Source organism: Tatumella morbirosei, from assembly GCF_000757425.2.
Lineage (GTDB): Bacteria > Pseudomonadota > Gammaproteobacteria > Enterobacterales > Enterobacteriaceae > Tatumella > Tatumella morbirosei.
The window spans coordinates 875,434-900,555 of sequence record NZ_JPKR02000005.1 but is presented as its reverse complement, the minus strand read 5'-3'; the positions used below and the strand labels follow the sequence as shown (position 1 = coordinate 900,555).

The 25,122-nt window shown below is 48.4% G+C and carries 29 protein-coding genes; 8 read left to right on the top strand and 21 right to left on the bottom strand.

Annotation, left to right across the window (positions count from 1 at the left end):
- Positions 1 to 83: 83 nt before the first annotated feature.
- The 7 genes from rpsG to fkpA form a co-directional block, all read right to left on the bottom strand.
- On the bottom strand, positions 84 to 554 hold the full coding sequence (gene rpsG / locus HA49_RS19735) for a 30S ribosomal protein S7 (RefSeq protein WP_038016579.1): 471 nt from the start codon (positions 552 to 554) through the stop codon (positions 84 to 86).
- Between the two features lie 95 nt (positions 555 to 649).
- Positions 650 to 1,024, bottom strand: coding sequence for a 30S ribosomal protein S12 (gene rpsL, locus HA49_RS19730; RefSeq protein ID WP_003852912.1), 375 nt, complete (start codon positions 1,022 to 1,024; stop codon positions 650 to 652).
- A 124-nt stretch (positions 1,025 to 1,148) separates the two neighbouring features.
- Entirely contained in the window at positions 1,149 to 1,436 is a 288-nt protein-coding gene (gene tusB / locus HA49_RS19725; protein ID WP_038016578.1) for a sulfurtransferase complex subunit TusB, read from the bottom strand.
- A 14-nt stretch (positions 1,437 to 1,450) separates the two neighbouring features.
- On the bottom strand, positions 1,451 to 1,810 hold the full coding sequence (gene tusC, locus HA49_RS19720) for a sulfurtransferase complex subunit TusC (RefSeq protein WP_038016576.1): 360 nt from the start codon (positions 1,808 to 1,810) through the stop codon (positions 1,451 to 1,453).
- Positions 1,810 to 2,196, bottom strand: a complete 387-nt coding sequence (gene tusD / locus HA49_RS19715) for a sulfurtransferase complex subunit TusD (protein ID WP_038016574.1) — start codon at positions 2,194 to 2,196, stop codon at positions 1,810 to 1,812. Before tusD ends, tusC begins: the two co-directional genes overlap by 1 nt.
- On the bottom strand, positions 2,196 to 2,918 hold the full coding sequence (locus HA49_RS19710; RefSeq protein ID WP_038016572.1) for a helix-turn-helix transcriptional regulator: 723 nt from the start codon (positions 2,916 to 2,918) through the stop codon (positions 2,196 to 2,198). The genes tusD and HA49_RS19710 overlap by 1 nt, the downstream gene beginning before the upstream one ends.
- 167 nt (positions 2,919 to 3,085) lie before the next feature.
- The gene (gene fkpA / locus HA49_RS19705; protein ID WP_038016570.1) at positions 3,086 to 3,913 is read right to left on the bottom strand and encodes an FKBP-type peptidyl-prolyl cis-trans isomerase; all 828 of its coding nucleotides are present in this window, start codon (positions 3,911 to 3,913) and stop codon (positions 3,086 to 3,088) included.
- A 283-nt stretch (positions 3,914 to 4,196) separates the two neighbouring features.
- Here fkpA and HA49_RS19700 point away from each other — a divergent pair, with 283 nt between their 5' ends.
- Positions 4,197 to 4,415, top strand: a complete 219-nt coding sequence (locus tag HA49_RS19700) for a SlyX family protein (RefSeq protein ID WP_038016568.1) — start codon at positions 4,197 to 4,199, stop codon at positions 4,413 to 4,415.
- Between the two features lie 44 nt (positions 4,416 to 4,459).
- Here HA49_RS19700 and slyD read toward each other — a convergent pair whose 3' ends face one another.
- The 4 genes from slyD to kefG form a co-directional block, all read right to left on the bottom strand.
- On the bottom strand, positions 4,460 to 5,008 hold the full coding sequence (slyD, locus tag HA49_RS19695; protein WP_038016566.1) for a peptidylprolyl isomerase: 549 nt from the start codon (positions 5,006 to 5,008) through the stop codon (positions 4,460 to 4,462).
- A 186-nt stretch (positions 5,009 to 5,194) separates the two neighbouring features.
- Entirely contained in the window at positions 5,195 to 5,389 is a 195-nt protein-coding gene (locus HA49_RS19690; RefSeq protein WP_038016564.1) for a YheV family putative zinc ribbon protein, read from the bottom strand.
- Positions 5,390 to 5,450: 61 nt separating this feature from the next.
- Positions 5,451 to 7,262 carry a glutathione-regulated potassium-efflux system protein KefB gene (kefB, locus tag HA49_RS19685; RefSeq protein ID WP_038016563.1) on the bottom strand — a complete coding sequence of 604 codons (1,812 nt, stop codon included), beginning with the start codon at positions 7,260 to 7,262 and terminating at the stop codon, positions 5,451 to 5,453.
- Complete coding sequence (kefG, locus tag HA49_RS19680; RefSeq protein WP_038016561.1) at positions 7,262 to 7,813, bottom strand: glutathione-regulated potassium-efflux system ancillary protein KefG; 552 nt, start codon at positions 7,811 to 7,813, stop codon at positions 7,262 to 7,264. Before kefG ends, kefB begins: the two co-directional genes overlap by 1 nt.
- Before the next feature lie 126 nt (positions 7,814 to 7,939).
- On the opposite strand from kefG, the gene HA49_RS19675 reads away from it, so the two are divergent.
- Entirely contained in the window at positions 7,940 to 9,847 is a 1,908-nt protein-coding gene (locus HA49_RS19675; protein WP_038016559.1) for an ABC transporter ATP-binding protein, read from the top strand.
- Positions 9,848 to 9,983: 136 nt separating this feature from the next.
- Here HA49_RS19675 and HA49_RS19670 read toward each other — a convergent pair whose 3' ends face one another.
- Positions 9,984 to 10,592 carry a LysE family translocator gene (locus tag HA49_RS19670; RefSeq protein ID WP_038016557.1) on the bottom strand — a complete coding sequence of 203 codons (609 nt, stop codon included), beginning with the start codon at positions 10,590 to 10,592 and terminating at the stop codon, positions 9,984 to 9,986.
- A 57-nt stretch (positions 10,593 to 10,649) separates the two neighbouring features.
- Between HA49_RS19670 and HA49_RS19665 the strand changes: the two genes are divergently transcribed.
- The 3 genes from HA49_RS19665 (at position 10,650) to HA49_RS19655 (ending at position 12,845) form a co-directional block, all read left to right on the top strand.
- Positions 10,650 to 11,666, top strand: a complete 1,017-nt coding sequence (locus HA49_RS19665; protein ID WP_038016555.1) for a hydrolase — start codon at positions 10,650 to 10,652, stop codon at positions 11,664 to 11,666.
- Between the two features lie 2 nt (positions 11,667 to 11,668).
- Entirely contained in the window at positions 11,669 to 11,890 is a 222-nt protein-coding gene (locus HA49_RS19660; protein ID WP_038016553.1) for a YheU family protein, read from the top strand.
- Positions 11,891 to 11,975: 85 nt separating this feature from the next.
- Positions 11,976 to 12,845 carry a phosphoribulokinase gene (locus HA49_RS19655; RefSeq protein WP_038016550.1) on the top strand — a complete coding sequence of 290 codons (870 nt, stop codon included), beginning with the start codon at positions 11,976 to 11,978 and terminating at the stop codon, positions 12,843 to 12,845.
- 36 nt (positions 12,846 to 12,881) lie between these two features.
- Here HA49_RS19655 and HA49_RS19650 read toward each other — a convergent pair whose 3' ends face one another.
- Positions 12,882 to 13,286, bottom strand: a complete 405-nt coding sequence (locus HA49_RS19650; RefSeq protein WP_038016549.1) for an OsmC family protein — start codon at positions 13,284 to 13,286, stop codon at positions 12,882 to 12,884.
- A gap of 299 nt (positions 13,287 to 13,585) precedes the next feature.
- Between HA49_RS19650 and crp the strand changes: the two genes are divergently transcribed.
- Together crp and HA49_RS19640 are read left to right on the top strand one after the other, a co-directional pair.
- Positions 13,586 to 14,218 (top strand): cAMP-activated global transcriptional regulator CRP, encoded by a 633-nt coding sequence (gene crp / locus HA49_RS19645; RefSeq protein WP_038016546.1) that lies wholly within the window; start codon positions 13,586 to 13,588, stop codon positions 14,216 to 14,218.
- A gap of 64 nt (positions 14,219 to 14,282) precedes the next feature.
- Positions 14,283 to 16,394, top strand: a complete 2,112-nt coding sequence (locus HA49_RS19640; RefSeq protein WP_038016731.1) for a YccS/YhfK family putative transporter — start codon at positions 14,283 to 14,285, stop codon at positions 16,392 to 16,394.
- A gap of 1 nt (position 16,395) precedes the next feature.
- Here HA49_RS19640 and argD read toward each other — a convergent pair whose 3' ends face one another.
- The 3 genes from argD to ppiA all read right to left on the bottom strand — a co-directional run bounded on the left by argD (position 16,396) and on the right by ppiA (position 18,979).
- On the bottom strand, positions 16,396 to 17,613 hold the full coding sequence (gene argD, locus HA49_RS19635; RefSeq protein WP_038016544.1) for a bifunctional acetylornithine/succinyldiaminopimelate transaminase: 1,218 nt from the start codon (positions 17,611 to 17,613) through the stop codon (positions 16,396 to 16,398).
- An 83-nt stretch (positions 17,614 to 17,696) separates the two neighbouring features.
- Positions 17,697 to 18,278 (bottom strand): anthranilate synthase component II, encoded by a 582-nt coding sequence (locus tag HA49_RS19630; RefSeq protein ID WP_038016730.1) that lies wholly within the window; start codon positions 18,276 to 18,278, stop codon positions 17,697 to 17,699.
- 143 nt (positions 18,279 to 18,421) lie between these two features.
- Positions 18,422 to 18,979, bottom strand: a complete 558-nt coding sequence (ppiA, locus tag HA49_RS19625) for a peptidylprolyl isomerase A (RefSeq protein ID WP_038016542.1) — start codon at positions 18,977 to 18,979, stop codon at positions 18,422 to 18,424.
- Between the two features lie 259 nt (positions 18,980 to 19,238).
- On the opposite strand from ppiA, the gene tsgA reads away from it, so the two are divergent.
- The gene (gene tsgA, locus HA49_RS19620) at positions 19,239 to 20,417 is read left to right on the top strand and encodes an MFS transporter TsgA (protein WP_038016540.1); all 1,179 of its coding nucleotides are present in this window, start codon (positions 19,239 to 19,241) and stop codon (positions 20,415 to 20,417) included.
- 125 nt (positions 20,418 to 20,542) lie between these two features.
- Here tsgA and trpS read toward each other — a convergent pair whose 3' ends face one another.
- The 5 genes from trpS to HA49_RS19595 form a co-directional block, all read right to left on the bottom strand.
- Positions 20,543 to 21,550 carry a tryptophan--tRNA ligase gene (trpS, locus tag HA49_RS19615; RefSeq protein ID WP_038016538.1) on the bottom strand — a complete coding sequence of 336 codons (1,008 nt, stop codon included), beginning with the start codon at positions 21,548 to 21,550 and terminating at the stop codon, positions 20,543 to 20,545.
- 18 nt (positions 21,551 to 21,568) lie between these two features.
- Positions 21,569 to 22,246, bottom strand: coding sequence for a phosphoglycolate phosphatase (locus tag HA49_RS19610; RefSeq protein ID WP_038016536.1), 678 nt, complete (start codon positions 22,244 to 22,246; stop codon positions 21,569 to 21,571).
- Positions 22,230 to 22,913, bottom strand: coding sequence for a ribulose-phosphate 3-epimerase (gene rpe / locus HA49_RS19605; protein ID WP_038016533.1), 684 nt, complete (start codon positions 22,911 to 22,913; stop codon positions 22,230 to 22,232). Before rpe ends, HA49_RS19610 begins: the two co-directional genes overlap by 17 nt.
- Before the next feature lie 63 nt (positions 22,914 to 22,976).
- Entirely contained in the window at positions 22,977 to 23,789 is an 813-nt protein-coding gene (gene dam / locus HA49_RS19600) for an adenine-specific DNA-methyltransferase (protein ID WP_038016531.1), read from the bottom strand.
- A gap of 97 nt (positions 23,790 to 23,886) precedes the next feature.
- Entirely contained in the window at positions 23,887 to 25,062 is a 1,176-nt protein-coding gene (locus HA49_RS19595; protein ID WP_038016530.1) for an SPOR domain-containing protein, read from the bottom strand.
- Between the last annotated feature and the right edge of the window lie 60 nt (positions 25,063 to 25,122).

The window sequence follows — 25,122 nt, the reverse complement described above, 5'->3', positions numbered from 1 at the left end:
TGAATTCCGGACGTTCTATGTAAGTAAACCACGGCGGCTTAGCTACATGAGCGTCCGCCGGGTTAACAACTACACCGTGGTGATTACCAACGGTAGTGAGCGAACGCCTTGTTAGCTTCGGCCATACGGTGAACGTCTTCACGTTTCTTCACTGCAGTACCTTTGTTCTCTGCAGCATCAGAAAGTTCGTTCGCCAGGCGCAAAGCCATAGATTTATCACCGCGTTTACGAGCAGCTTCAACGATCCAACGCATAGCCAGGGCATTACGACGGACCGGACGGACTTCAACTGGTACCTGATAAGTAGAACCACCTACGCGGCGGGATTTAACTTCTACTGTAGGACGTACGTTTTCGAGAGCAATGTCGAAAGCGTCCAGTTCAGTTTTACCAGAGCGCTGAGCCAGGGTCTCAAGCGCAGTGTATACGATAGCTTCTGCAGTAGATTTTTTTCCGTCTACCATCAGAATATTTACAAATTTGGCCAGCAACTCAGATCCGAACTTAGGATCTGGCAGGATTTTACGTTGACCAATCACACGACGACGTGGCATGGAAATTCTCCGTTGAAAATTCAGGATTGTCCAAAACTCTACGAGTTTATTCTGACATTTATATTAAAACGTTTGGCCTTACTTAACGGAGTCCATTAAGCCTTTGGCTTCTTCACACCGTACTTAGAACGAGCCTGTTTACGGTCTTTAACACCTGAACAGTCAAGTGCGCCGCGAACGGTGTGGTAACGCACACCTGGCAGGTCTTTTACACGACCGCCACGGATCAGGATCACTGAGTGTTCCTGCAGGTTATGGCCTTCACCACCGATGTACGAAGTAACTTCGAAACCGTTGGTCAGGCGAACACGGCATACTTTACGCAATGCTGAGTTCGGTTTTTTAGGAGTGGTAGTATATACACGAGTACAAACACCACGTTTTTGCGGGCAGGCTTCCAGCGCAGGCACGTTGCTTTTTGCAACTTTGCGTACGCGTGGTTTGCGAACCAGCTGGTTAACTGTTGCCATTAAATAGCTCCTGGATTTAGCTTTTGCTTCGTAAACACGTAATAAATCGCCTCGTATTTCTACGAGGACGCAGAATTTTAGGGCCCGGGCTAAAAGGTGTCAAGAAATAACCAATACTTCTGTGCTACCAGGCGAGCTGTTGCTGATGTCTGACCGTCAATTCAACGAACTCATTATAGCCTATTTTTTGTACTTCGACTGAAATTTGAGTGGTTATCCCACGGGCAGCAGCATCTTCCTGTAAGACATAAAGAGTGGCGGGGGATTGTAATAATGCCCGAAGCAACTCGTTCCCTTCAACGGCCGCCAGAACCCCATCCTGCAGCAGCAAAAGATCATCGTCTGCGCTAAGCAGCATTATCATTCCCCGGATATCCGTCTGCCAGGGTGAACGCATAAGTGTATGTAGCATTTGCGGTGCAATTCTCAGAAGGTAATAATTTTGTCGTAATCAGCCAGCAGTCGTCGAATTTCGGCCATGGCGACAACCTGTGCCGGTAATACCCAGTCACTCCTCGCCGGGATGCCCCGGGCAGACAGAGACTCGGCAGACAGATAGCATTGTTCAACATCATACAGAGGGAGCACGCCAAAGGTTGCAATATAATCGCGGGACAAAATTTTTCCGGGTTGCTGGCCTGGCAAGATCTGTAATACACCATCACTGATAAAGAACAATCCGCACCGCTCATTGATAGCTGCCGTAGCCAGCAGTGCATCCAGCCCTTCTCTGCCGGCACTTGTGCCGTGTGGAGCCGAGGTAAAAACAAAAGCGACGCTGTTCATCAGAATTGCACCATACGATCACAGACCGAAGCAGCTTCAGCAAACGCGCCTAGTCCGCTCATAGTAAAACCCGGCTGCAAGTTGTCTGCCGGTAACTGAAGACGTTTTGCTTCTGAAGCATCCGTCACTCCACGTCTCAGTGCCGCAGCAACACAGATATGCAGCCCAATTCCATATTGCTGCTGCAGATTCTGCCATTCACGAACAATATCTGTTTCATCGCTGGCTGGCGCTGTCAGCTGATTCGCGTTCAGTACACCTTCCCGATAAAAAAATACGCTGTCCAGCTGATGCCCCGTGGTTAAAAGCGCTCTGGCAAATAATAATGCACTGGTCGATTGCTGTGTCCCATAGGGTGCTCCGGTCACCAGCAGTGAATAACGCATTAGCGTTCACCCCCCTGGAAATCACCACTTTTAAACTGACGGATATACAGGTAGACAGTATGTTTTGAGATGTTCAGGCGATCTGCGACCTGGTTAATCGCGTCCTTGATGTCAAAAATGCCTTTCTCATAAAGATTCAACACAATCTGACGGTTCTTCGAATTATTAGAGACATTACGATCATTGGTCACTTCTTCGATGGTAAATTCCATTGTCTGAGCCACAAGATCATCGACTGAGCTGGCAAAGTTAACACTGGAATCTACCTGGTGTAATTCCGGCGGCATAAAAGTTGACATGATCTGTGAAAATGGAACATCCAGATTCATATTGATGCACAGCAGACCAATCACCCGTTGGCTATGATTGCGGATAGCAATCGTCACTGACTTCATCAGCACACCACTTTTCGCCCGGGTAAAATACGCGCGGGAAACATTACTTTTTTCACCATGAAGGTCATGCAACATCCGCAGAGCCAGATCGGTAATAGGTGAACCTACTTGTCTGCCTGTATGCTCACCGTTAGCAATCCGGATAGCGGAGCAATTCAGGTTATCTAACGAGTGCAGCACAATTTCACAATGAGAACCAATCAGCATTGCCAGTCCGTCAACAACCGATTCATATGATTTGAGAATGTCATAGTCTGCCGGTTCAAACGGATGTTGCTCCGGAAGCTCATAATCGGAAATATCGCCGGGATTAAATGGATTAGACATTACAGATATTACCCTACGTAGCAGGAGCCTGTCATAAGCACTGCCGGGCAGACTCAAAAAAATAGAAACATCAGAAATATCAGTCTGGCAAATGTCGATTACTTAAGCCAGCGCTTTTATCATGGAGGGGAAAGAAACCGCCGCAGAGATGCGGCGGTTGAACAACATTACTGAGCTTTTTTAGCGTCTGAAGAAGTGTCCGCGGCAGGCGCTTTAGCAGCATCATCAGCTTTTGGTGCCGGCTTGATATCCAGTAATTCAACGTCAAACACTAAGGTTGAGTTTGGTGGAATACCAGGAACGCCGTTCTGTCCGTAAGCCAGATCTGGTGGAATAACCAGCTTAATTTTACCGCCTTTCTTCAGGTGCTTCAGACCTTCGGTCCAGCCAGGGATAACACCATCCAGACGGAAAGATAATGGCTCACCACGTTTGTAAGAATTATCAAACTCTGTTCCGTCGATCAGGGTGCCTTTGTAGTTAACAACAACGGTATCGCTATCAACAGGAGCCGGACCAGTACCTTCTTTCTCTACTTTGTACAGCAGTCCGCTGGCGGTTTTCTTCACGCCGGCTTCTTTAGCGAACTTAGCGGCGAAAGCATCACCTTTCTGAGCATTCTCTTTGGCATCCTTTTCCATTTTCGCCTGAGCTGCTGATTTCACCTTAGCTTCAAATGCTTTCAGAGTCTGTTCAATGTCAGCATCGGATAATTTGCTCTTACCAGCGAAAGCATCCTGAACACCGTCGATCAGGAGTTTTTTATCCAGCTTGATACCAAGCTTCTCTTGTTCCTTCAGAGAATTGTCCATGTAGCGACCCAGTGAAGCACCCAGTGCATAAGCAGACTGTTGGTTCTGGTCTTTAAATGCAGCATTAGTCTTAGGCGCCTGCTCAGTTGTTTTGGCAGCAGTATCCGCAGCCATAACCACAGGAGCATTCAGCGCAACGGCTAATGTGGTCGCTAACAATGAGACTTTAAACAATGATTTCATCCATATCTCCCAACCGAAGCATCAGACTCCGGTGATTATTGTGTTTTCATTACCCACACTATAACGGTATATATCGGTGTAACACACCGTCAGCACGATCAATCTCTGTTAACCTCCGACCTTTTTTGCATCAGGAAGTTTCAAAAATTATTGGGTCATTGTCGGGAATTTCAAGGCGGAGGGTGCGATGACAGCAAAAAACAGACGAATTACTGTTACAGGGGTCGAATAATCACCGTAGATCGAGCATCATGACACGCAAAAGAAATAGTGAGGAAGAAGAATGCAAGCGTCCGAATGGGAACAACGTCTGGAAGCGCTTGAAAGCAAGATTGCTTTTCAGGAACTGACTATTGAAGAACTAAATCAGATAGTTGTCAGACACGAAATTGAGATGGCAAAAATGCGGGACCAATTCCGGATGCTGGCAGAGAAAGTGAAAACGGCCGCACCGTCATTAGTCGCCCCTCAGTCAGAAGAGACGCCCCCACCTCATTACTGAGGGCAGTACAGACAGCCGCATGGCAGCGGCTGTCTCAGGCTTGATTAGTGGTGACAGCCACATCCGCCGGTACCACAACCTTCCTGACCGTGATCGTGATCGTGATCGTGATCGTGATCGTGGCCATGCTCACCATGCACATGACCATGTGCCAGCTCTTCAGCCGTCGCTTCACGGATAGCCATCACTTCTACGTTGAAGCTCAGGTTTTGCCCGGCCAGCATATGGTTTCCATCAACCACCACATAATCATCACCCACTTCGGTAATTTCTACCGGCACAGGCCCTTGATCAGTTTCTGCCAGAAAACGCATACCTACCTGCAGTTCATCAACACCGACAAACACATCTTTCGGTACACGCTGAACCAGATTGTCGTCGAACTGACCATAGGCATCGTCAGCGGCAATATTCACATCAAACTTGTCACCTGGCTCATGATTTTCCAGTGCTTTTTCCAGACCAGAAATCAGGGAACCATGACCGTGCAGATATTCCAGCGGCGCATTTGCCGGGGATTCATCAACCAATACGCCATCTTCTGTACGTACCTGATAGGCGAGACTGACTACCAGGTCTTTTGCTACTTTCATGATATCTCCTAACCGTTGAGAACTTAAATCCTGTCTCATTGGTTTATTCTTGCCTGCAATAACACCAACCAGAAAGGTCCTGACCGGAAAAACGGGTTACTTTTCCTCTCCGGTCTTAATGGCGCTGATTGTAGCGAAATTCAATCCCACTGTAAGTTTCAGTGCAAAAAAAAGATAAAACCGGCACTATTTGGGGGTAAATACGCCAATAATCTGTTCATGATGCCGAATATTTTCGGTCACTTTTTTATCAGCCTCACGCATCTGATGGCCGCATTTTACACATTCGACGACATCAATGTTGTTTTCCTGCCACATCGCCAGAGTATCTTTTTGCTGACACTCAGGGCAAACGGCCCCGGCAATAAAACGTTTACGCATCTCTCACCCTGCCTGTGATGAATACGGGGGCGATAACGCCCTCCGGTCAGGTTTTACTTCGTTATTCAAACTCATCCCAGCCATCAAACTGTCGTTTTTCCTGCTGCATTTCCCGGTTGAATATATCTTCCAGCTCACGACGAGCCTCACGGACCCGCGAAATCTGTCCGTTATCGTCGTGGTTAGGCATCAACTCACGTAGCATTCGCATGTCCAGACGACGAAAATGGAGCTGAGCCCGCATCGCCTGGTGCGGATGCATCCCCAGGCTAATCAAAGTCTTACGACCCAATTCCAGTGCACTGGAAAAGGTTTCGCGACTGAATTGTGTCACACCTGCCTGAAGTAATTCGTGAGCCTCCACACGCCCACGGGCGCGCGCCAGAATTTTCAGATGCGGGAAATGGTGCTGGCAAAGCTGAACAATAGTCATCGCATCTTCCGGATCATTGCAGGTGACCACTATTGATTCGGCCCCTTCCGCCCCGGCAGCGCGCAACAATTCGAGCTCTGTGGCATCGCCATAGTAGACTTTGTAGCCATATTTTCGCATCAGACTGACGGCGCTAATATCGCGTTCAAGTACCGTGATACGGGTATTATTTGCCATCAACAGGCGGCCTATCACCTGTCCAAAACGTCCGAATCCCACCACAATCACCTGCGGTTGATCATCTTCGACATAATGTTTTTCACTGGTTTCATCGCCGGATTTATTGAACCGGCGAACCAGAATTTTATCAATCCCCTGCATCAGTAAAGGCGTTGTCATCATTGATAAGGTGACAGTCACTAGTAGCAGCGGTAGCTGTTCGCCTGAAAACAGATGAGCAGTCGTTGCAGCCGAAAATAAGACAAAGGCAAATTCACCGCCCTGACTCAGTACTCCGGCAAACTGCAAACGTTCAGAGCTGCGTAAACCATAGATACGGGCCAGCACATACAACACCAGGGTTTTCACCGTAACCAGCACGAATACCGCCAGAACGATTTCACCAATATGGGTATATAACACGCCCAGATTCAGGGCCATACCTACCGAAATAAAGAACAGGCCAAGCAGTAAACCTTTAAAAGGCTCTATAGCAACTTCCAGTTCATGCCGGTACTCACTTTCTGCCAACAAAATTCCCGCGATAAATGTCCCCAGAGCCATCGACAGTCCCAGGGCATCCATGAATACAGCTGAACCAATCACCAGCAACAAGGCCGAGGCAGTAAAAACTTCCCGCACACCCGATGCCGCGATAAAACGAAATATGGGGCGCAGCAGATAACGACCACCCACCAACATACCGGCAAATGCCAGTACTTTCATGCCAACCTTAATCCAGTCGGTATGATGTTGGCCATCGCCGCCAGCCAGCAGAGGAATTAGTGCCAGTGCGGGAATGACCGCCAGATCCTGAAATAACAAGACAGAGAAGCCAAGTTGCCCCGCTTCGCTGCGATTCATCCCTTTGTCACGCATCAGCTGCAGGGCCATCGCGGTTGAAGACATTGCCAGACCAATACCGCCAATTAATGCTGCCTGCCAGGAAAAATGGGTCAGCCAGAGCAACCCTCCCAGAATCGCCGCAGAAAAAATAACCTGAGCGGCACCGACCCCAAAAATAGAACGCCGAAGCTCCCAGAGTTTACTGGGGTTAAGCTCCAGCCCAATAATAAACATCAGAAACACAACACCCAGTTCCGAAAAGTGCAGAATCTCATCAACATCACTGATTAATCCTACCCCCCATGGCCCAATAGCAATCCCCGCAAGCAGGTAACCCAGCACTGCGCCAATCCCGATTCTCGCAGCAATAGGAACGGCCACCACCGCTGCGCCCAGATAAATCACCCCCGCTGTTAACAGGCCTGGTCCTTCCATCAAATAACCCCCTGAGGTAATGGCTGGGACAGCCAGTCATCATAAGCACTGGCGAATGTTTTCATCGCTTTTGCACTCTGGCGTCTGGCACAATAGATAATCATTGGTGTTAACCAGTGCATCCGACAGGTTTGTGCGGTGAGTTCAAAAGGACGCATAATTTCTGTCATCGGATAGCGGTTCAGACCATGCTGATGATAAGCAGTTTCCGGTTCACCTGTGGTGATAACACTGCGCCAGTATTTCCCGGCCAGCGCATGCTCCCCGTTTCCGGTAGCAAATCCCCGCGATAAAACGCGATCAAACCACTCTTTCAGTAGTGCGGGACAACTGTAAGTATATAAGGGGTGCTGGAACACGATAATGTCATGCTCACGTAGCAATTGTTGTTCGTAGTGAATATCGATAAAAAAATCAGGATAGAAGGCATACAAATCATGCACAGTCACATTGTCCTGCTGCCTTGCAGTATCTAATAAAATCCTGTTTGCCACCGACTCCTGAGATTCAGGATGAGCGTACAGCAGCAGAATTTTGGGCTGTGTTGACATTGTTCTCCTCCAAATCATCGTCACGGATAACTATTTCAGCTACCATGCTGCACACAACTACCTTTCCGGTTTAATCGCTGGTTCCCTTTAGCTGATAATTTAACATATTCTGACGATACGGCGCTTATGATTGTCTTCTCTTCACTACAAATTCGACGCGGTACCCGGGTGCTGCTGGAAAACGCTTCCGCTACGATTAATCCGGGCCAGAAAGTAGGTCTGGTGGGGAAAAATGGCTGCGGTAAATCCACCCTGTTATCCTTGTTGAAAGGTGAGATGACCAGTGATGCCGGAAATGTCAGCTTCCCCGGGAACTGGGCGTTAGCCTGGGTGAACCAGGAAACGCCGGCATTGAATCAGCCAGCCATCGAATATGTCATAGACGGTGACAGAGAATACCGCCAACTGGAACGTGAACTAGCTCTGGCTAACGCAGAAAATGATGGCAATAAAATTGCCTTATTACATGGCAAACTGGATGCGGTGCAGGCCTGGACGATTCAGTCCCGTGCGGCCAGCCTGTTGAATGGATTAGGATTTAGCCAGCAGCAATTACAGTCACCGGTCAAAGACTTCTCCGGTGGATGGCGGATGCGACTTAATCTTGCTCAGGCGCTGCTTTGCCGTTCCGATCTGTTATTACTCGATGAACCCACTAACCACCTCGATTTAGATGCTGTCATCTGGCTTGAGCGCTGGCTTAAAAGTTATACCGGGACATTAATCCTGATTTCCCACGATAGGGATTTTCTGGATCCAACAGTGAACAAAATTCTGCATATTGAGCAGGAAAATCTGTTCGAATACACCGGTAACTACAGTGATTTTGAACGTCAGAGAGCCACCCGACTGGCTCAGCAACAAGCCCTTTATCAAAGCCAGCAGGATAAAGTTGAACATCTTCAGCACTACATTGACCGCTTCAGGGCCAAAGCGACTAAAGCCCGTCAGGCACAGAGCCGGATAAAAATGCTGGAGCGGATGGAGCTGATTGCCCCTGCTCATGTGGATAACCCGTTTAGCTTTCAGTTTCTGCCGCCGGAAAGCTTACCTAATCCTTTGCTGAAAATGGAAAAAGTCACAGCCGGGTATGGCGAGAAAGTGATTCTTAACTCGATCAAACTGAATCTGGTCCCGGGATCGCGGATTGGTTTACTGGGGCGGAATGGCGCAGGAAAATCGACGTTAATTAAATTACTGGCAGGAGACTTAATCCCTCAGCAAGGCGAAGTCACGCTGGCAAAAGGGATAAAACTTGGCTATTTCGCCCAGCATCAGCTGGAATATCTGCGGGCCGATGAATCTCCTTTGCAACATTTACAACGCCAGGCCCCGCGGGAAACAGAACAACAGCTCAGGGATTATCTCGGTGGGTTCGGGTTTCAGGGTGATAAAGTCAAAGAAGTCACCGGACGATTTTCCGGGGGAGAAAAGGCACGTCTGGTTTTGGCTCTGGTGGTCTGGGAACGACCCAATTTGCTGCTGCTGGACGAACCGACCAACCACCTCGATCTGGACATGCGTCAGGCACTCACCGAAGCGCTGATTGATTACGAAGGCGCATTAGTGGTGGTATCACACGATCGGCATCTGATTCGTGCCACCACCGATGAACTCTATCTGGTAGATGCCGGAAATGTCGCGGTATTTGATGGCGATTTGGATGATTATCAGCAATGGCTCACCACTCAGCAGAAAAACAGCGTTGCCGGAGAGTCCACCAAACCAGACCAGGAAAACAGCGCCCAGGCCCGTAAAGATCAAAAAAGACGTGAAGCTGAGCTGCGGACACAAACCCAGCCTTTACGTAAAAAAATCGAGCAGCTGGAAAAACGGATGTCGGCCCTGCAGAAAACTCTCAGCGAAAATGAGCAATTACTCAGCCAACCCGATATCTATGAACAATCGAGGAAAACTGATTTAACCGCAGCCCTGAAAGTTCAGGCAGAAAGTCAGTCTGCTCTGGAAGAATGTGAAATGGAATGGCTTGATATGCAGGAGCAACTTGAAGCGATGAGTTCTGTGCCCCGCTGAACATGTCATCAGGTTTAGAAGAGCTAACAGTCGGCTGTCAGAGCCCTTGTTGCAGGTTATGTCGATACCATGACCTGCCCTGGCAACTGACAGGACAGAGTATGACGGAGCTGATGACTGACTGCGCAGAGGATATTTATAACCAGATCAGGATGACGCAGGATGCGGTCAGTAATCCCATACCGATGTTAAAAATTGTCCAGGACTGACGGCTCTTTAGCCAACGGCTGATAAAGGTACCAAAACCGAGCCAGATCACGCCGGCGACGATATTAACCAGAAACATCGCGAAACTGATGGCCAACACCGATGAACGGTAGTTGACACCTGCGAGACTAAAACTTGCCACCGCACCCAATGACATCAACCATGCTTTGGGATTAATTAACTGCAATAATCCCCCCTGCCAGAATGGCATTGCCTTTGCGGATACTGCGGAATTATCGATATCCAGTGCTTCATAAGGAGCACTGCCTATTTTCCATGACAGCCAGAGTAAATACAGGCTTCCAGCAACTTTCAGCAATAAATGGAGAGCAGGATAGACCAGAATAAGGCCACCAATCCCAAAGGCCACCATGAGCAACATGACCTGCATGCCCAGCATAATGCCAAGCATCAGCGGAAATGACCGGATGAAACCAAAATTGGCGCCGGAGGCGGTAAGTAACATATTATTAGGGCCTGGTGTTATTGCCGCGACCCAAAGAAAGCCAAGTAACGAGAGAAATAATCCCATTTCCATGCGTGACACCATTCCTGTCTCAGGATTAAATTAACCTTTGAAACTATACAGTGAGTTATGGATCAGACAAGACCCGACGGTATGAAAATTTGTCGTAACGCAGCGGAGGAATTTACACCTATTCCTCAGTTGAAAAACCCTCATATTCAGACTCTTCTGCCAAGGATCCTGCGACGTATTGTGCGGATAAAACCCTACTGGCAGAGGCTTGAATTACCTGATGGTGATTTTGTTGATCTTGCCTGGAGCGAAAACCCGCAACATGCTCTGCATAAATCGCGGGCGGTTATTTTTCATGGACTTGAAGGAAGCGTTAACAGTCCTTATGCGCACGGATTACTGTCCTCATTTCAGAAACGCGGCTGGCTCGGTGTGGTAATGCATTTTCGGGGTTGCAGCGGTGAATCCAATCGTCGGAAACAGAATTACCACTCCGGAGATTTTGCCGATGCCAGCTATTTCTTACGCTGGATGAGGCAGACTATGGGGCAGGTTCCGACCGCCGCCACCGGCTTTTCTCTGGGCGGTAATATGCTGGCCTGCATGATGGGCTCACAGGGCAACGACTGCCTGCTGGACGCCGGTGTCATTGTTTCCGCTCCGCTGATGTTAGAGCCCTGTAGCTTTAAGCTGGAACAAGGGTTTTCGCGCTTCTACCAGTTCTACCTTCTGACACAGATGAAAAAGAACGTTCGCCGGAAACTTAAAGCTTATCCAGGGTTACTGGATATCACCGCCGAAAGACTGAATAAGATTCACCGGTTGCGGGAGTTTGATGATGAAATCACGTCAAAAAATCATGGTTTCATAGACGCTACTGACTACTATCGTCGTGCGAGTGGCATGCCTCTGTTATCTGGTGTCGAAAAACCAATGCTGATCATTCACGCTGAGGATGATCCATTCATGGTGCCGGATGTGATACCTAATCCGGAACATCTGTCGCCGAGCATCACTTATCAGTTGTCCCCATATGGTGGGCACGTTGGCTTTGTCGGAGGATCTCTGACTCGTCCGGTCATGTGGCTTGAACAACGCATTCCGCAATGGCTTTCAACCTGGCTGGATAAATAATCGTGATCATTCCCTGGCAACAAATCTCCCCTGAAACCCTGGATAACCTGATCGAGTCCTTTGTGCTCAGAGAAGGCACCGATTATGGCGAATATGAGCGTACACTGGCTGAGAAAACAGCGGATATTCGTCAGCAATTGAGTGCAGGGAAAATTGTCGTCGTTTGGTCAGAATTACATGAATCTGTAACTCTGATGCCTGCCAGTGATTTCAGAGCTGAGTAGTAACTTCTCCTTACTGACAGATGACACACGCTGCCAGACATGCTAACAATGCTGTCAGCCGTATCGGTCCAGGGAGCAAATTTTCATGTCCGCCAGACATCCTATTATTGCTGTGACCGGATCCAGCGGGGCCGGTACCACAACGACCAGCCTTGCCTTCCGTAAAATATTCCAGCAACTCAACATTCATGCCGCTGAGCTGGAAGGTGACAGCTTTCACCGCTACAGCAGACCAGAAATGGATGTTGCCATCCGCAAAGCCCGTGACTTAGGGCGACATATCAGTTACTTCGGCCCCGAGGCGAACGACTTCTCATTGCTGGAACAGACCTTTAACGAGTACGGCCTGCAGGGTACCGGCCGTTCACGAAAATATCTGCACACCTATGATGAAGCGGTGCCCTGGAAACAGGTCCCCGGAACATTTACCCCCTGGCAGCCACTGCCGGACAATACGGACGTGCTGTTTTATGAAGGTTTACACGGTGGAATTGTCACTGAACAGCATAACGTTGCCGATAAAGTGGACCTGATGGTAGGCGTAGTGCCTATCGTGAACCTGGAATGGATTCAGAAACTTGTCAGGGATATGCGTGAACGAAGCCACTCCAGAGAAGCAGTGATGGATTCAGTGGTACGCTCAATGGATGATTATATTAATTACATCACTCCACAGTTCTCACGCACCCACATCAATTTCCAGCGGGTACCGACTGTCGATACGTCTAATCCTTTCGCCGCCAAAACCATCCCTTCACTGGATGAAAGTTTTGTCGTGATCCATTTTCGTGGTCTGGAAGAAATTAACTTTCCCTATTTACTGGCCATGATCCAGGGTTCGTTTATTTCACATATCAATACACTGGTGGTGCCTGGCGGGAAAATGGGGCTGGCCATGGAATTGATTATGACTCCCCTGGTCAAACGGCTCATGGAAGAGCGTTGCCTCAACTAAGGTCACGGGTGCTAACTGGCACCCGTGACCGCCTTGTTAGCGATTAATCACTTCAAAGCTATGGGTAATGTTCACTCCTTTACCCAACATTAAAGATACGGAACAATACTTTTCTGCAGATAGCGTTACTGCCCGTTCAACGACGTTATCCGAAAGATTATGGCCGCTGACAATAAAATGCAGATTGATATGGGTAAACAAGCGAGGAGCTTCTTCACGACGTTCAGAAGTCAGCCTGACCTCACAATCAGCAACCTCATGGCGGCCTTTCTGCAGAATAGAGACCACGTCAATGGCACTGCAACTTCCGGTTGCCATAAGGACCATTTCCATCGGACTGGGTGCCTTATCGCCTGAGTTTCCATCCATCAGAACCTGGTGTCCGGACGCAGACTCCCCGATAAAGTTCAGTCCTTCGACCCATTTCACACGTGCCTGCATTATGCTCACTCTCAATTGTTAAAATTTCCGCCAGATTACTCCTTCAGAGTATAAACAGCAATCTGCCCCAAATGACAAAAGTCAGACAAGACAACAGGAGACAGTTTCGTCAGGGTGTGCTACAAACAGAGGGTAGTGTTTTTTTACCCGATGACAACTATGGCTAAACGAGCAGGATCGTCAGAAAGGAGCCTGACTGATTGTCGTGAATGCCAGCCGAAAATGCCCTATGATTTCAGCGCCCCACAGGAGCTTACCCCCTGTGTTTCCGGCACGATTACAACAGAGGATAGAAGAGAATGGTTCTTGGTAAACCACAAACAGACCCTACATTAGAATGGTTCCTGTCCCATTGTCATATTCACAAATACCCCTCCAAGAGCACACTTATCCATCAGGGTGAGAAAGCGGAAACCCTTTACTACATTGTGAAGGGCTCCGTCGCAGTTCTGATTAAAGATGAAGAAGGAAAGGAGATGATCCTCTCTTATCTGAATCAGGGCGATTTCATTGGAGAGTTGGGATTATTTGAGGAAGGTCAGGAACGAAGCGCCTGGGTACGTGCCAAAGTGGCATGTGAAGTTGCGGAAATTTCATACAAGAAATTTCGACAGCTCATCCAGGTCAATCCCGAAATTTTAATGCGCTTGTCATCTCAGATGGCCCGGCGCCTGCAGGTCACTTCTGAAAAAGTAGGCAACCTGGCCTTCCTTGACGTGACTGGCCGTATCGCTCAGACGCTACTTAACCTGGCACGACAGCCGGATGCTATGACTCACCCGGATGGAATGCAGATTAAAATTACCCGTCAGGAAATTGGCCAAATCGTCGGCTGCTCCCGCGAAACAGTAGGACGTATTCTCAAAATGCTGGAAGATCAGAATCTCATCTCCGCGCATGGAAAAACGATCGTCGTCTACGGCACCCGTTAATTTGTGATAGGCACGGCAGGCCCCTGCCGTGTTCCGTTTTACTGTCTACCTGCGGTTGTATCTGATGTGGCGCAGAATTATTTATCATCCGGAAGTCAATTACGCACTGCGTCAAACGCTGGTCCTCTGTCTACCCGTTGCGATTAGCTGGCTGGCGGGAGATCTGCAAAAAGGGCTGCTCTTCTCGCTGGTTCCCGCATGCTGTAATCTTTCCGGGCTGGACACTCCGCACCGTCATTTTTTTAAGCGCATTATTATTGGTGGATCGTTGTTTGCCTTCAGCAGCTTTCTGCTGCAATGGTTGTTGCAACATAATGTCCCACTACCATTTATTGTCGGAATTTTACCTCTGCTGATTGGTGTCTGCGGCGAAATCAGTCCATTACATGGCCGTCTGTTGCCGGGTGCGTTGATCGCCATGACTTTTACGCTCAGTCTGGCTGGAAGAATGCCGGTATGGGGCCCGCCACTATTATATGGCGGCGGAACATTATGGTACGGACTGTTTAACTGGTATTGGTTCAGACTGTCAAAAGATCAGCCGCTGCGGGAAACTCTTAGCCTGCTGTACCGTGCACTGGCTAACTATTGTGAAGCGAAATACGCACTACTCAGCAGTAACGATTATGATAAATCGCTGCCCGAACTGTTGAATTATCAACAAAAAGTTGTCGATCTGATAAATACTGGCTATCAGCAAATTCATATGCTTTCGGCGGAAAAAAACAGCCGCGAACGCTATTTAATCCGGACATTTATGATGGCCGAAGATTTGCAGGAACACATTTCTGTCACTCTTAGCCAGAGCAAAGATGTCAGGGAACTGGTGGAAAAAAGCCAGTCAGCGGACATAATCAAGCGTAATGCCGAGCAGGTAGCTGAGCAGTTAAGAAAGACAGCGGACAATATCCTGTATCACCAGATACCCGGCAAGTTTTCGATGAGTGAATCCCTGGAAGAGTTACAGAATATCGCCCGTCGGTATCCTGACAATCCTGTCGGACAATTTTACTCTTATCACTTCAGTAAAATAGCCAAAGTGCTGCAATCAGGGATGCCGCTTTATCGCCGTGATATTATGGCAGATACTCAGCGTCGTTTACCTTTTTGGCCGGCGTTACGCAGCTATTTGTCATTTAAATCGACGGCTCTGCGTACTGCAGGACGTTTCTCCGTGATGCTGATGGCAGCCAGTATGTTGGCCCTGTCGCTGAATATGCCAAAACCTTATTGGGTATTGATGACCATTATTCTGGTCAGCCAGAATGGTTATATCGCCACCCGGGTACGAATCCAACACCGTGCTCTTGGCACATTTGTCGGGCTTATTATTGCGGCCTTATCATTGAAGCTATCTACCCCGGAACCGGTCATCCTGCTCACGATGCTGGTGATTACACTGTTCAGCTATCTTTTCTCACGCCAGTATTACGGATGGGCGACGATTGGTTTTACCGTGACCGCGGTATACAGCCTGCAGTTATTATCACTGAATGGGGTGAATTTCCTGGTTCCCCGGCTGCTGGATACGCTGATGGGCTGCCTGATTGCTTTTGCCGGCATGGTTTGGCTATGGCCACAATGGCAAAGTGCCTTATTACGTAAAAATGCTCAGGATGTGCTGGAGACCTACCAGACCGCCTTACAAATCCTGCTCGGACCTGAACAAACCGCCGACGTGCTGGAAAATATCAGAATCAAAGCCAACCAGCGGCATAACGCCCTGTTTAATTCACTTAATCAGGCCATGCAGGAACCCGGCTTTGATAACGAATATCTGAGTGAAATGCGCCTGTGGGTAACGCATAGCCAGTTTATCGTTGAGCATATCAATGTACTGACCACACTTGCCCGTGAACATACCATGCTGACCCCGGATCTCGCACAGCGCTATCTGGAATCCTGTGAAATCGCGCTGCAACAGTGCCAACAACGGCTACGTTACCAGAATGATGAGGATCATAGTAATTTTGTCATGGATGCGCCGGACAAAATCCCCCTCGGCCCGGTCACTATTATGGAAAGACAGCTGGATCAGATTTTAAGCCATCTTAAGGTGATGAGAACTATTTCGTCTATCGTCTGGCGTCAGCGTCCCCGTCACGGTCAGTGGCTGATAAGTAAAAATACGGACCCTAAAGATAATGGCAGCCCAAAGGCTGCCACCAGAGACTAGTTTAGGCAAATATCTTTTCGGCAGCTTTTGCCAGACGGGACATTCCCTCACGGATATCCTGCTCAAGGATCACCAGGGACGGTGCGAAACGAATAACTCCTGTACCGGCAGTCAGGATCATTACTCCCTCATCTGCTGCAGCATGCAGCAAATCACGGGCCTTCGACTGATACTCTTCTTTCAGTGCGGCACCAATCAGTAAACCCTTGCCGCGGATTTCGCTGAAGACAGAGAAACGTTGATTAATTTTTTCAAGTTCTTCAACAAACCACTGACGACGCTGTTCAATTCCTTCCAGCACTTCTGGTGTGTTTATGGTATCCAATGCAGTTTCAGCAATGGCACACGCCAGAGGGTTACCTCCGTATGTCGTTCCGTGAGTTCCCGGAGACATTGCTGAGGCAATCTCTTCAGTAGTCAGCATTGCGCTGACAGGGAATCCGCCGCCTAATGCTTTGGCAGTGGTCAGAATATCAGGCGTAACTCCATAGTGTTCATAAGCGAAGAGTTTACCACTACGACCCATTCCGCTTTGCACTTCATCCAGGACTAACAATGCCTGATATTGGTCACAGAGCGCACGCAATCCCTGCATAAACTCAGGCGTGGCTGGTGTGATCCCCCCTTCGCCCTGGATGGGTTCCAGCACGACCGCACAGGTATGGTCATCCATCACCGCTTTCACTGCCTCCAGGTCATTAAAAGGAACATGTACAATGTCTGCCGGTTTAGGCCCGAAACCATCAGAATACTTCGGCTGACCGCCGACCGATACCGTAAACAAGGTACGACCATGAAAAGCGTGATGGAAAGCGATAATTTTTGTTTTGTAAGGGCTGTGACGCACTGATGAATAGTAACGGGCTAGTTTAAATGCCGCTTCATTCGCTTCAGCACCAGAATTGGCAAAAAAGACCCGCTCAGCAAAAGTTGCGGCAATCAGCTTACTTGCCAGTCGTAAAGCTGGCTCATTGGTGAAAACATTACTGGTGTGCCACAGAGTTTCACCCTGGGTTTTCAACGTTTCAACCAATGCCGGATGGCAGTGGCCTAATGCCGTTACCGCAATCCCGCCGGAAAAATCAACATACTCTTTTCTCTGCTGGTCCCACACGCGGCTGCCTTTACCCCTGACAGGGACAAACTGAGCTGGCGCATAAACAGGCAAAATCACCTGATCAAATGTTTCCCGGTTTACTGCCATCGTCTCTTTTGCCATTGAATATCCCGCCTGATTGTCGTGTCTGTTAAATTAAATAACCAGTCAAAAAATATGCATAAAAAATCAGGTAAAGGCAAACATTAACCGGCCTGATTAACGAAGTTTTTCAATAATTCTACACCCTGCTCACTCATAATGCTTTCAGGATGAAACTGAACTCCCTCGACTGCCAGGGTTTTATGTCGGATTCCCATGATTTCATCAAACTGATGATTGTTTTCGCTCCAGGCAGTGATCTCCAGACAATCCGGAAGTGTTTCAGCCTCTGCAACCAGTGAATGGTAACGGGTAACAGTCAGTGGGTTATTCAGTTGACTGAACACCCCCCGTCCATCGTGGCAAATCAATGAAGTTTTACCATGCATGGGCTGTCGGGCACGAACCACATGGCCTCCAAACGCCATCGCAATCGCCTGATGTCCCAGGCAAACGCCAAGAATGGGTATTTTGCCGGCAAAATGACGGATAGCCGCCACCGAAATACCCGCCTGATCAGGTGTACAAGGTCCCGGGGATATCACCAGGTGAGTGACGGGTAATGCTTCAATATCTGCAAGTGTGAGTGCGTCGTTACGCTCTACCCGGACACTCACTCCTGCCTGGGTAAAATACTGGCAGAGGTTCCAGGTGAAAGAATCATAGTTATCGATCAGAAGTAACATGGCTGGCCTTTCCCGCCCGATGATCATCCGAAGTCTTTCCGAACATATCGCCGTTTCCGGCATCCGACGATTCAGCGGCAGGGATCATTTTTAGTGCAGAAAGCCAGTGAGATTAACCGGTAATCTCACTGGCGGATGGCTATTCAGGGTAAAACTTTTGCAGAAATAATCGTCACCGGTTTTGATGGAACGTTCTGATAAGGACCCACATTGGAAGTGGCGACCTGGGAAATATTATCCGCAACATCCATACCTTTGATCACTTTACCAAACACAGCATAACCAAAGTCGCGCTGGCCATGATCCAGGAAGGCATTGTCAGAAACGTTGATAAAGAACTGGCTGGTCGCACTGTCCGGATCAGCAGTACGTGCCATAGAGATAGTCCCTCTCAGGTTACGTAGTCCGTTGTCTGCCTCATTCTTAATTGGCGCTCCGGGTGCTTTTTCTTTCATATCCGCAGTGAATCCCCCGCCCTGGATCATAAAGCCAGGAATTACCCGATGAAATACTGTGTTGTTATAAAAGCCACTATTGACGTAGCTGATAAAGTTTTTAACGGTGATCGGTGCTTTCTGATCGTTCAGTTCCAGCTCAATGTTACCGGCTGAAGTCGTTAGCAACACATGAGTATCAGCCACTGCAGCCGCAGAGGAAAGAGCAAGCAATGCCACAGCTGCCGCCAAAGTACGTTTCAACATAATTACTCCCTGATGGAATTCACACTACGGAAAATGCGCTCAATTGTAGAGAGTTCGTTGGGTAAGAACCAGAGATTTACCGGAGAGAAAACTCCGATATCGCAGGAAAAGATCAATGACATGCTGGAATTATGTGAATAAAATCATGTTTCTCATGAAATAAAACCATGATATTTCATTGATTATTTATAAAGATCACGATTCACTTTACAATCCCTGGGGTAATTACCGCCTTTAATTCTTACAAGGGTGTCAAACAATGACAAAGACCAACCTGATTGGCCTGACCTGGATTAGCTTTTTCTCCTATGCGCTTACCGGCGCTCTGGTGATTGTGACCGGGATGGTCATGGATAATATTGCTCAGTCGTTTCACGTGCCGGTTGCCAGCATGAGCAATACTTTTACTTTTCTAAATACCGGAATTCTGGCGGCCATTTTCCTTAATGCCTGGCTGATGGAAATCATCCCGTTAAAACGCCAGCTTATCTTCGGCTTTATTCTGATGGTGGTGGCAATCTTCGGTTTAGTGACCGGGCAAAGTATTGCTGTCTTTTCTGTATGTATGTTTGTACTGGGTATCGTCAGTGGCATTACTATGTCGATAGGGACTTTCCTGATTACTCATCTGTATGAAGGACGGCAACGAGGATCGCGACTGTTGTTCACTGACTCATTCTTCAGCATGGCAGGAACACTGTTCCCTATCATCGCAGGTGTGATTCTGGCAAAAAACCTGCCCTGGTACTGGGTTTATTGCTGCATTGGCCTAATCTATGTGGCTATTTTTATCCTGACACTGATGGTGGAATTCCCCGTATTGGCTAAATCCAGCCAGTTGAAACCGGCAGAAAAGGAAAAATGGGGGACGGGCGTGTTCATGCTGGCTCTCGCCGCACTCTGCTATATCCTCGGCCAGCTCGGTTTTATCTCATGGGTACCGGAATATGCCACCAAAGATCTTGGTGTACCGATTACCGAAGCCGGACAACTGGTAGGTAACTTCTGGACGGCGTATATGGTAGGTATGTGGGTGTTCAGTGTGATTCTGCGCTTTGTTGATATGCAGAAAATCCTGGCAGTGATTACCGGACTCGCCACCGTATTAATGTTCTGGTTTACCCACAGCCAGGCAGTATCAATGCTGCATATTATTATTATGATTCTGGGTTTCAGTTCCAGCGCTATTTACACCACCATTATTACACTTGGCTCTCAGCAGACCAAAGTCGCTTCACCAAAGCTGGTGAACTTCATTCTTACCTGTGGAACCATTGGTACCATGCTGACATTTGTGGTCACCAGCCCGATAGTGAGCCACAGTGGCCCGCATGCAGCACTGTTTACCGCCAACGGTCTGTATGCGGTGGTATTCATCCTGAGTGTGTTGCTGGGCTTTGTCAGTAAACACAAGCTGAATAACAAATCTGCGGCCTGACAGGTTTCGCGGTAAGTTACAAAAAACGCCGGTTCACCGGCGTTTTTTTATGGTCACAGATAATAAAAAAGGCCACCTTGTGGGTGGCCCTATGCTCAACAGATTACCGGTTGGTGGCTGGTAAGTTACACAGGACGGGCAACAAACCCTACCGCCTGGTACACCTTATCCAGTGTTTCACGGGCACGAAGGCTGGCCTTCTCTGCCCCCTCTTTCATGATGCGATTCAGTAATTGTTCATCATTACGGTACTGTTCAAAACGCTGTTGCAGTTCAGTCAGCATTCCAGAGACTGCATCAGCAACCGCACCTTTAAGATGCCCATACATTTTATCGCTGAATTCTTTCTCCAGTTCAGCCACCGGCTGACCGGTCACTCCGGACAGGATATCCAGCAGGTTTGAGACGCCAGCCTTCTCTTTAACATCATAACGAATCACAGGCGGCTCATCGGAATCGGTCACTGCGCGTTTAATTTTTTTCACTACCGATTTAGGATCTTCAAGCAATCCGATGACGTTATTACGGTTGTCATCTGACTTAGACATTTTCTTTGTCGGCTCCAGCAGTGACATCACGCGTGCACCCGATTTTGGAATAAAGGGTTCAGGAATGCGGAAAATATCACCATACAGAGCATTAAAACGCTGAGCAATATCGCGACTCAGTTCCAGGTGCTGTTTCTGATCTTCCCCGACAGGAACCTGATTGGTTTGGTACAACAGGATATCTGCAGCCATTAATACCGGATAATCAAACAGTCCGGCATTAATATTCTCAGCATAGCGGGATGACTTATCTTTGAACTGTGTCATACGACTCAGCTCACCAAAATAGGTATAACAGTTGAGTAACCAGGAGAGCTGAGCATGCTCCGGAACATGAGATTGTACAAAGATTGTTGATTTTTCCGGGTCAATCCCGCAAGCCAGATAAAGGGCAAGTGTATCGAGCGTCGCTTTATGCAGTGCAACAGGGTCCTGCCGGACAGTGATCGCGTGCTGGTCAACAATGCAGTAAATGCAGTGGTACTCATCCTGCATCTGCACCCATTGACGAAGTGCCCCCATGTAATTACCAATGGTTAATTCACCTGAAGGCTGTGCGCCACTAAAAACAATGGGTTTACTCATAGATTTTATCCTGATTCATTACCGCCCAAGCAGGGGCAAAAGTTGGTCAAATGTTTCCAGCACTACATCCGGCTGGCTGTCTGCAATAGGCTCACCGTAGTTGTATCCGTAGGTCATCCCGACACTGCGCACACCTGCTGATTTTGCCGACTGAATATCATTTCGCGAATCACCAATAAAAAGCAACTCATTGGTATTCAACCCGAATTTTCCCAGCACCAGATAGACTGGCGCCGGATGGGGCTTTTTGGCTATCACATCATCACCGCCAATCACCAGCGAAAACAGTGAGTCAATTCCCAGTGATTTGAGTAATGGTGCGACAAAGGGTGTAGGTTTATTGGTGACTATCGCCATAGGAATATTTTGCTGATGCAATTTTTGCAGAGTCTGGCTGACCCCGGGAAACAGCGCACTACCTTCTTCGGCAGTTTGTGCATAAAAATCATCAAATAACCCACGGCTCCTGACGATATCTTCACCTGAAGGCTCATGTTGCAATGCATAAGTCAGCGCACGTTTCATCATAATATCAGCACCGTTACCAATCCAGGTTGAAACACGGTCAACCCCGGCAACCGGTAAATTCATATGCTGTAACGTTAAGTCCACTGCTTTTGCCAATCCCGGGGCACTGTCAGTCAGGGTGCCATCCAGGTCAAAAGCTAGTGCACGAATATCAGTGAAATGAACCATTTGCACTCTCCAGTTCACGGCGCATATCATCAATAATCTTTTTATAGTCCGGGTGACCAAAGATAGCCGACCCTGCCACAAACATATCTGCGCCTGCAGCAGCAATCTGGGCAATGTTATCGACCTTAACTCCACCGTCAACTTCGAGACGGATATCAAAACCACTGTAGTCAATACGTTTGCGGGCTTCACGTAATTTGTTCAGTGTAGATGGCAGAAAACTTTGCCCTCCAAATCCCGGGTTAACCGACATCAGTAAAATTACATCTATCTTGTCCATCACGTAATCAAGGTAACTGAGAGACGTTGCCGGATTAAAGACCAGGCCGGCCTTACAACCGTGTTCTTTAATCAGTTGCAGAGTACGGTCAACATGCAGCGTGGCTTCAGGATGGAATGTGATATAGCTGGCACCTGCTTTAGCAAACTGAGGGATCAGACTGTCTACCGGAGAGACCATCAAATGAACATCAATCGGGGCAGAGATACCATAATCACGTAACGCTTTCAGAACCATCGGCCCCATCGTCAGGTTAGGAACATAATGGTTATCCATGACATCGAAATGGACAACATCCCCCCCTGCAGCAAGTGCTTTCGCGGTATCTTCGCCAAGTCTGGCAAAATCTGCAGACAAGATTGAGGGTGCTATTAAATAGTCTTTCATCCTACTCTCCCGATAGCATTTTTCAGGCTCATTACCTGAAGAATGACGCTGGTTAGGGTCAGTTTAACGATAAAGCGCCAATATTTCGTTGACTTTAGTTCGGCCATTCACATTACGGCTGATAGAGCGTCGGGCTTTCACCACATGCAGAATGGCCTCTTTATACCATTGCTGTGTCAGCTCCGTATCATGGTTAGAGATTAGCACAGGGACGGCACATTCCCTGGCCAGTTTTTCGGCAAGTTCGGCCAACTGGATCTGCTCAGGCAGGCTAAAACTGTTGGTATGGTAGGCAGTGAAGTTCGCAGTAGCCGATAACGGTGCATAAGGTGGATCGCAATACACTACCGAACCCGGCATTGCCTGGCTTAATGTAGAATCGTATGACTGACAGATAAATGTCGCCTTTTGTGACCGTTCAGCGAACCATAACAGTTCTGCCTCCGGAAAATAAGGCTTCTGGTAGCGCCCGAAAGGAACATTAAACTCCCCGCGCAGATTGTAACGGCAAAGCCCGTTATAGCCATGGCGGTTTAAATACAGAAATAGCAGTGCACGCCGGTAAGGATCGCGACTCTGATTAAATTCTCTACGATGAGCATAATAGGTATCAGAGTCATTCGATTCTGCTGTAAAGAGCTGGCGAGCATCAGCAATAAACGAACTACTGTTGGTTTTGATGATATTGTACAGATTGATTAAATCGCTATTAATATCAGCCAACAGGTAACAGGAATAGTCAGTGTTCAGAAAGACTGAGCCTGCACCAACAAAAGGTTCGACTAAGCAATCCCCTTCGGGCAGGCATCGACGAATGTCATCAAGCAGGTGATATTTCCCCCCTGCCCACTTCAGGAAAGCGCGGTGTTTTTTCATGCTGTCGTAATAGAGATGTTTTCATTAATGGCTGTGGATAAACCGACAGCAGATCTGCGCTTATAGATGGGGCTGCTATCAGCAGCCCCGGTGAATATCACTTTGCAGCCTCTTTCTTCACCTGACTCAGAGGTTTAACCCAAGGGCTCTGTGCCCGTACCGCCTCTGGCAGAGCACTAATGGCCCGCTTCGCTTCAGCAGATGTTGCATATGAGCCGCTCACCAGAACAAACCAGGGTTTACCATTACGTTCGGTCTGATACACATGATAATTACTCAGCTTCTGTTGTCTGGCCCAGTTGTTCAGAGCATCCTGGCGGGTCGCTCCACTCAACTGCAGAGTATATTCACCCCTTGGTAACTGGCTGGCCGTCTGTGCCGCAGGCTTCTCTGTGCGGGTGACGGAAGACGCAGCAGCCTCACGTTTTACCGGTTTTGCTGTCTGGCTAACGGATTTAGATGATTCTGACGCCCGGTGCTCTGCTACTTTCTGTTGATTAGCTTTACGCTGTTGAGCAATCCGACGCTGCTCTTCAGTCCTGCGTTGTTCCGCAATTCGGCGGGTTTCACGTTCACGTTCACGCTCAGCGGCTACCGCCTTACGTTCGTTGCTGTGGCTGACACTGCTCTGTGGCGCCCGATGAGCGGCCGTTGGAGTAGAAGCCGCAGGTGCAGCGGTTCCTGCGGAAGATGTTGTACTCAGTTTAAGCTTACCTGTGCGATCTAAGGTTGCCGGCGCTGTGGGCAACGATGTCTGCGGCGCATCTCCGGCATCAGGGGTTTGCGTGTTATTGAGTGCACTGCCCATATCACCTGAAACGGTAACACGTTGCTGATCTGCTGTAGGTGCAGCAGGATTTCCCTGTGAAGGAGTCGAGGAAATCGCTGGCATTGAAATATCATGGCCGGATGCGGCATTTGTCGGATTAGCAGCATTACCCTGAGCAACGGTAGTCTCCGGAGTAGAAGATGCCGGAGCCTGAGAGTTAGCGGAGGCTGGCTGACCACTCATTCCTGCAGAGCCCGAAAGATCAATGTCTTTACTGTTGCCGGAAGAAGAGTTTGCTGTCGAAGATGGAGCACTACCGGAAGGACTTTTCAGTGCAGACCCAATGCCCAGAATTAACATCAGCAGCACCAGAATACCCACCGCAACCATAATATGTTGTCTGGAAACAGGTAATTTTGGCCCTGGAGATGATTTACGGCTTCGCGCAGCAGGGCGATCACTGGCGTCAGGTTTTAACTCATCTTCCGGTTGAAACTCATCCATTAAACCACCTCATACTTAACCGTTTGTCTCTCGCTGTCCATTGCTGTGCAAGAACACTGT

What these genes read in the sequence shown, in the direction of transcription:
- dam (WP_038016531.1), bottom strand. Translation starts at nt 23,789, where the DNA reads ATGAAAAAACACCGCGCTTTCCTGAAGTGGGCAGGGGGGAAATATCAC.
- HA49_RS19710 (WP_038016572.1), bottom strand. Translation starts at nt 2,918, where the DNA reads ATGTCTAATCCATTTAATCCCGGCGATATTTCCGATTATGAGCTTCCG.
- slyD (WP_038016566.1), bottom strand. Translation starts at nt 5,008, where the DNA reads ATGAAAGTAGCAAAAGACCTGGTAGTCAGTCTCGCCTATCAGGTACGT.
- argD (WP_038016544.1), bottom strand. Translation starts at nt 17,613, where the DNA reads ATGGCAAAAGAGACGATGGCAGTAAACCGGGAAACATTTGATCAGGTG.
- HA49_RS19665 (WP_038016555.1), top strand. Translation starts at nt 10,650, where the DNA reads ATGGATCAGACAAGACCCGACGGTATGAAAATTTGTCGTAACGCAGCG.
- HA49_RS19630 (WP_038016730.1), bottom strand. Translation starts at nt 18,278, where the DNA reads ATGTTACTTCTGATCGATAACTATGATTCTTTCACCTGGAACCTCTGC.
- fkpA (WP_038016570.1), bottom strand. Translation starts at nt 3,913, where the DNA reads ATGAAATCATTGTTTAAAGTCTCATTGTTAGCGACCACATTAGCCGTT.
- HA49_RS19650 (WP_038016549.1), bottom strand. Translation starts at nt 13,286, where the DNA reads ATGCAGGCACGTGTGAAATGGGTCGAAGGACTGAACTTTATCGGGGAG.
- HA49_RS19655 (WP_038016550.1), top strand. Translation starts at nt 11,976, where the DNA reads ATGTCCGCCAGACATCCTATTATTGCTGTGACCGGATCCAGCGGGGCC.
- tusB (WP_038016578.1), bottom strand. Translation starts at nt 1,436, where the DNA reads ATGCTACATACACTTATGCGTTCACCCTGGCAGACGGATATCCGGGGA.
- HA49_RS19610 (WP_038016536.1), bottom strand. Translation starts at nt 22,246, where the DNA reads ATGGTTCATTTCACTGATATTCGTGCACTAGCTTTTGACCTGGATGGC.
- HA49_RS19675 (WP_038016559.1), top strand. Translation starts at nt 7,940, where the DNA reads ATGATTGTCTTCTCTTCACTACAAATTCGACGCGGTACCCGGGTGCTG.
- kefG (WP_038016561.1), bottom strand. Translation starts at nt 7,813, where the DNA reads ATGTCAACACAGCCCAAAATTCTGCTGCTGTACGCTCATCCTGAATCT.
- HA49_RS19640 (WP_038016731.1), top strand. Translation starts at nt 14,283, where the DNA reads ATGTGGCGCAGAATTATTTATCATCCGGAAGTCAATTACGCACTGCGT.
- tusD (WP_038016574.1), bottom strand. Translation starts at nt 2,196, where the DNA reads ATGCGTTATTCACTGCTGGTGACCGGAGCACCCTATGGGACACAGCAA.
- trpS (WP_038016538.1), bottom strand. Translation starts at nt 21,550, where the DNA reads ATGAGTAAACCCATTGTTTTTAGTGGCGCACAGCCTTCAGGTGAATTA.
- rpsL (WP_003852912.1), bottom strand. Translation starts at nt 1,024, where the DNA reads ATGGCAACAGTTAACCAGCTGGTTCGCAAACCACGCGTACGCAAAGTT.
- kefB (WP_038016563.1), bottom strand. Translation starts at nt 7,262, where the DNA reads ATGGAAGGACCAGGCCTGTTAACAGCGGGGGTGATTTATCTGGGCGCA.
- HA49_RS19595 (WP_038016530.1), bottom strand. Translation starts at nt 25,062, where the DNA reads ATGGATGAGTTTCAACCGGAAGATGAGTTAAAACCTGACGCCAGTGAT.
- tsgA (WP_038016540.1), top strand. Translation starts at nt 19,239, where the DNA reads ATGACAAAGACCAACCTGATTGGCCTGACCTGGATTAGCTTTTTCTCC.
- rpsG (WP_038016579.1), bottom strand. Translation starts at nt 554, where the DNA reads ATGCCACGTCGTCGTGTGATTGGTCAACGTAAAATCCTGCCAGATCCT.
- HA49_RS19690 (WP_038016564.1), bottom strand. Translation starts at nt 5,389, where the DNA reads ATGCGTAAACGTTTTATTGCCGGGGCCGTTTGCCCTGAGTGTCAGCAA.
- rpe (WP_038016533.1), bottom strand. Translation starts at nt 22,913, where the DNA reads ATGAAAGACTATTTAATAGCACCCTCAATCTTGTCTGCAGATTTTGCC.
- ppiA (WP_038016542.1), bottom strand. Translation starts at nt 18,979, where the DNA reads ATGTTGAAACGTACTTTGGCGGCAGCTGTGGCATTGCTTGCTCTTTCC.
- tusC (WP_038016576.1), bottom strand. Translation starts at nt 1,810, where the DNA reads ATGAACAGCGTCGCTTTTGTTTTTACCTCGGCTCCACACGGCACAAGT.
- HA49_RS19670 (WP_038016557.1), bottom strand. Translation starts at nt 10,592, where the DNA reads ATGGAAATGGGATTATTTCTCTCGTTACTTGGCTTTCTTTGGGTCGCG.
- crp (WP_038016546.1), top strand. Translation starts at nt 13,586, where the DNA reads ATGGTTCTTGGTAAACCACAAACAGACCCTACATTAGAATGGTTCCTG.
- HA49_RS19700 (WP_038016568.1), top strand. Translation starts at nt 4,197, where the DNA reads ATGCAAGCGTCCGAATGGGAACAACGTCTGGAAGCGCTTGAAAGCAAG.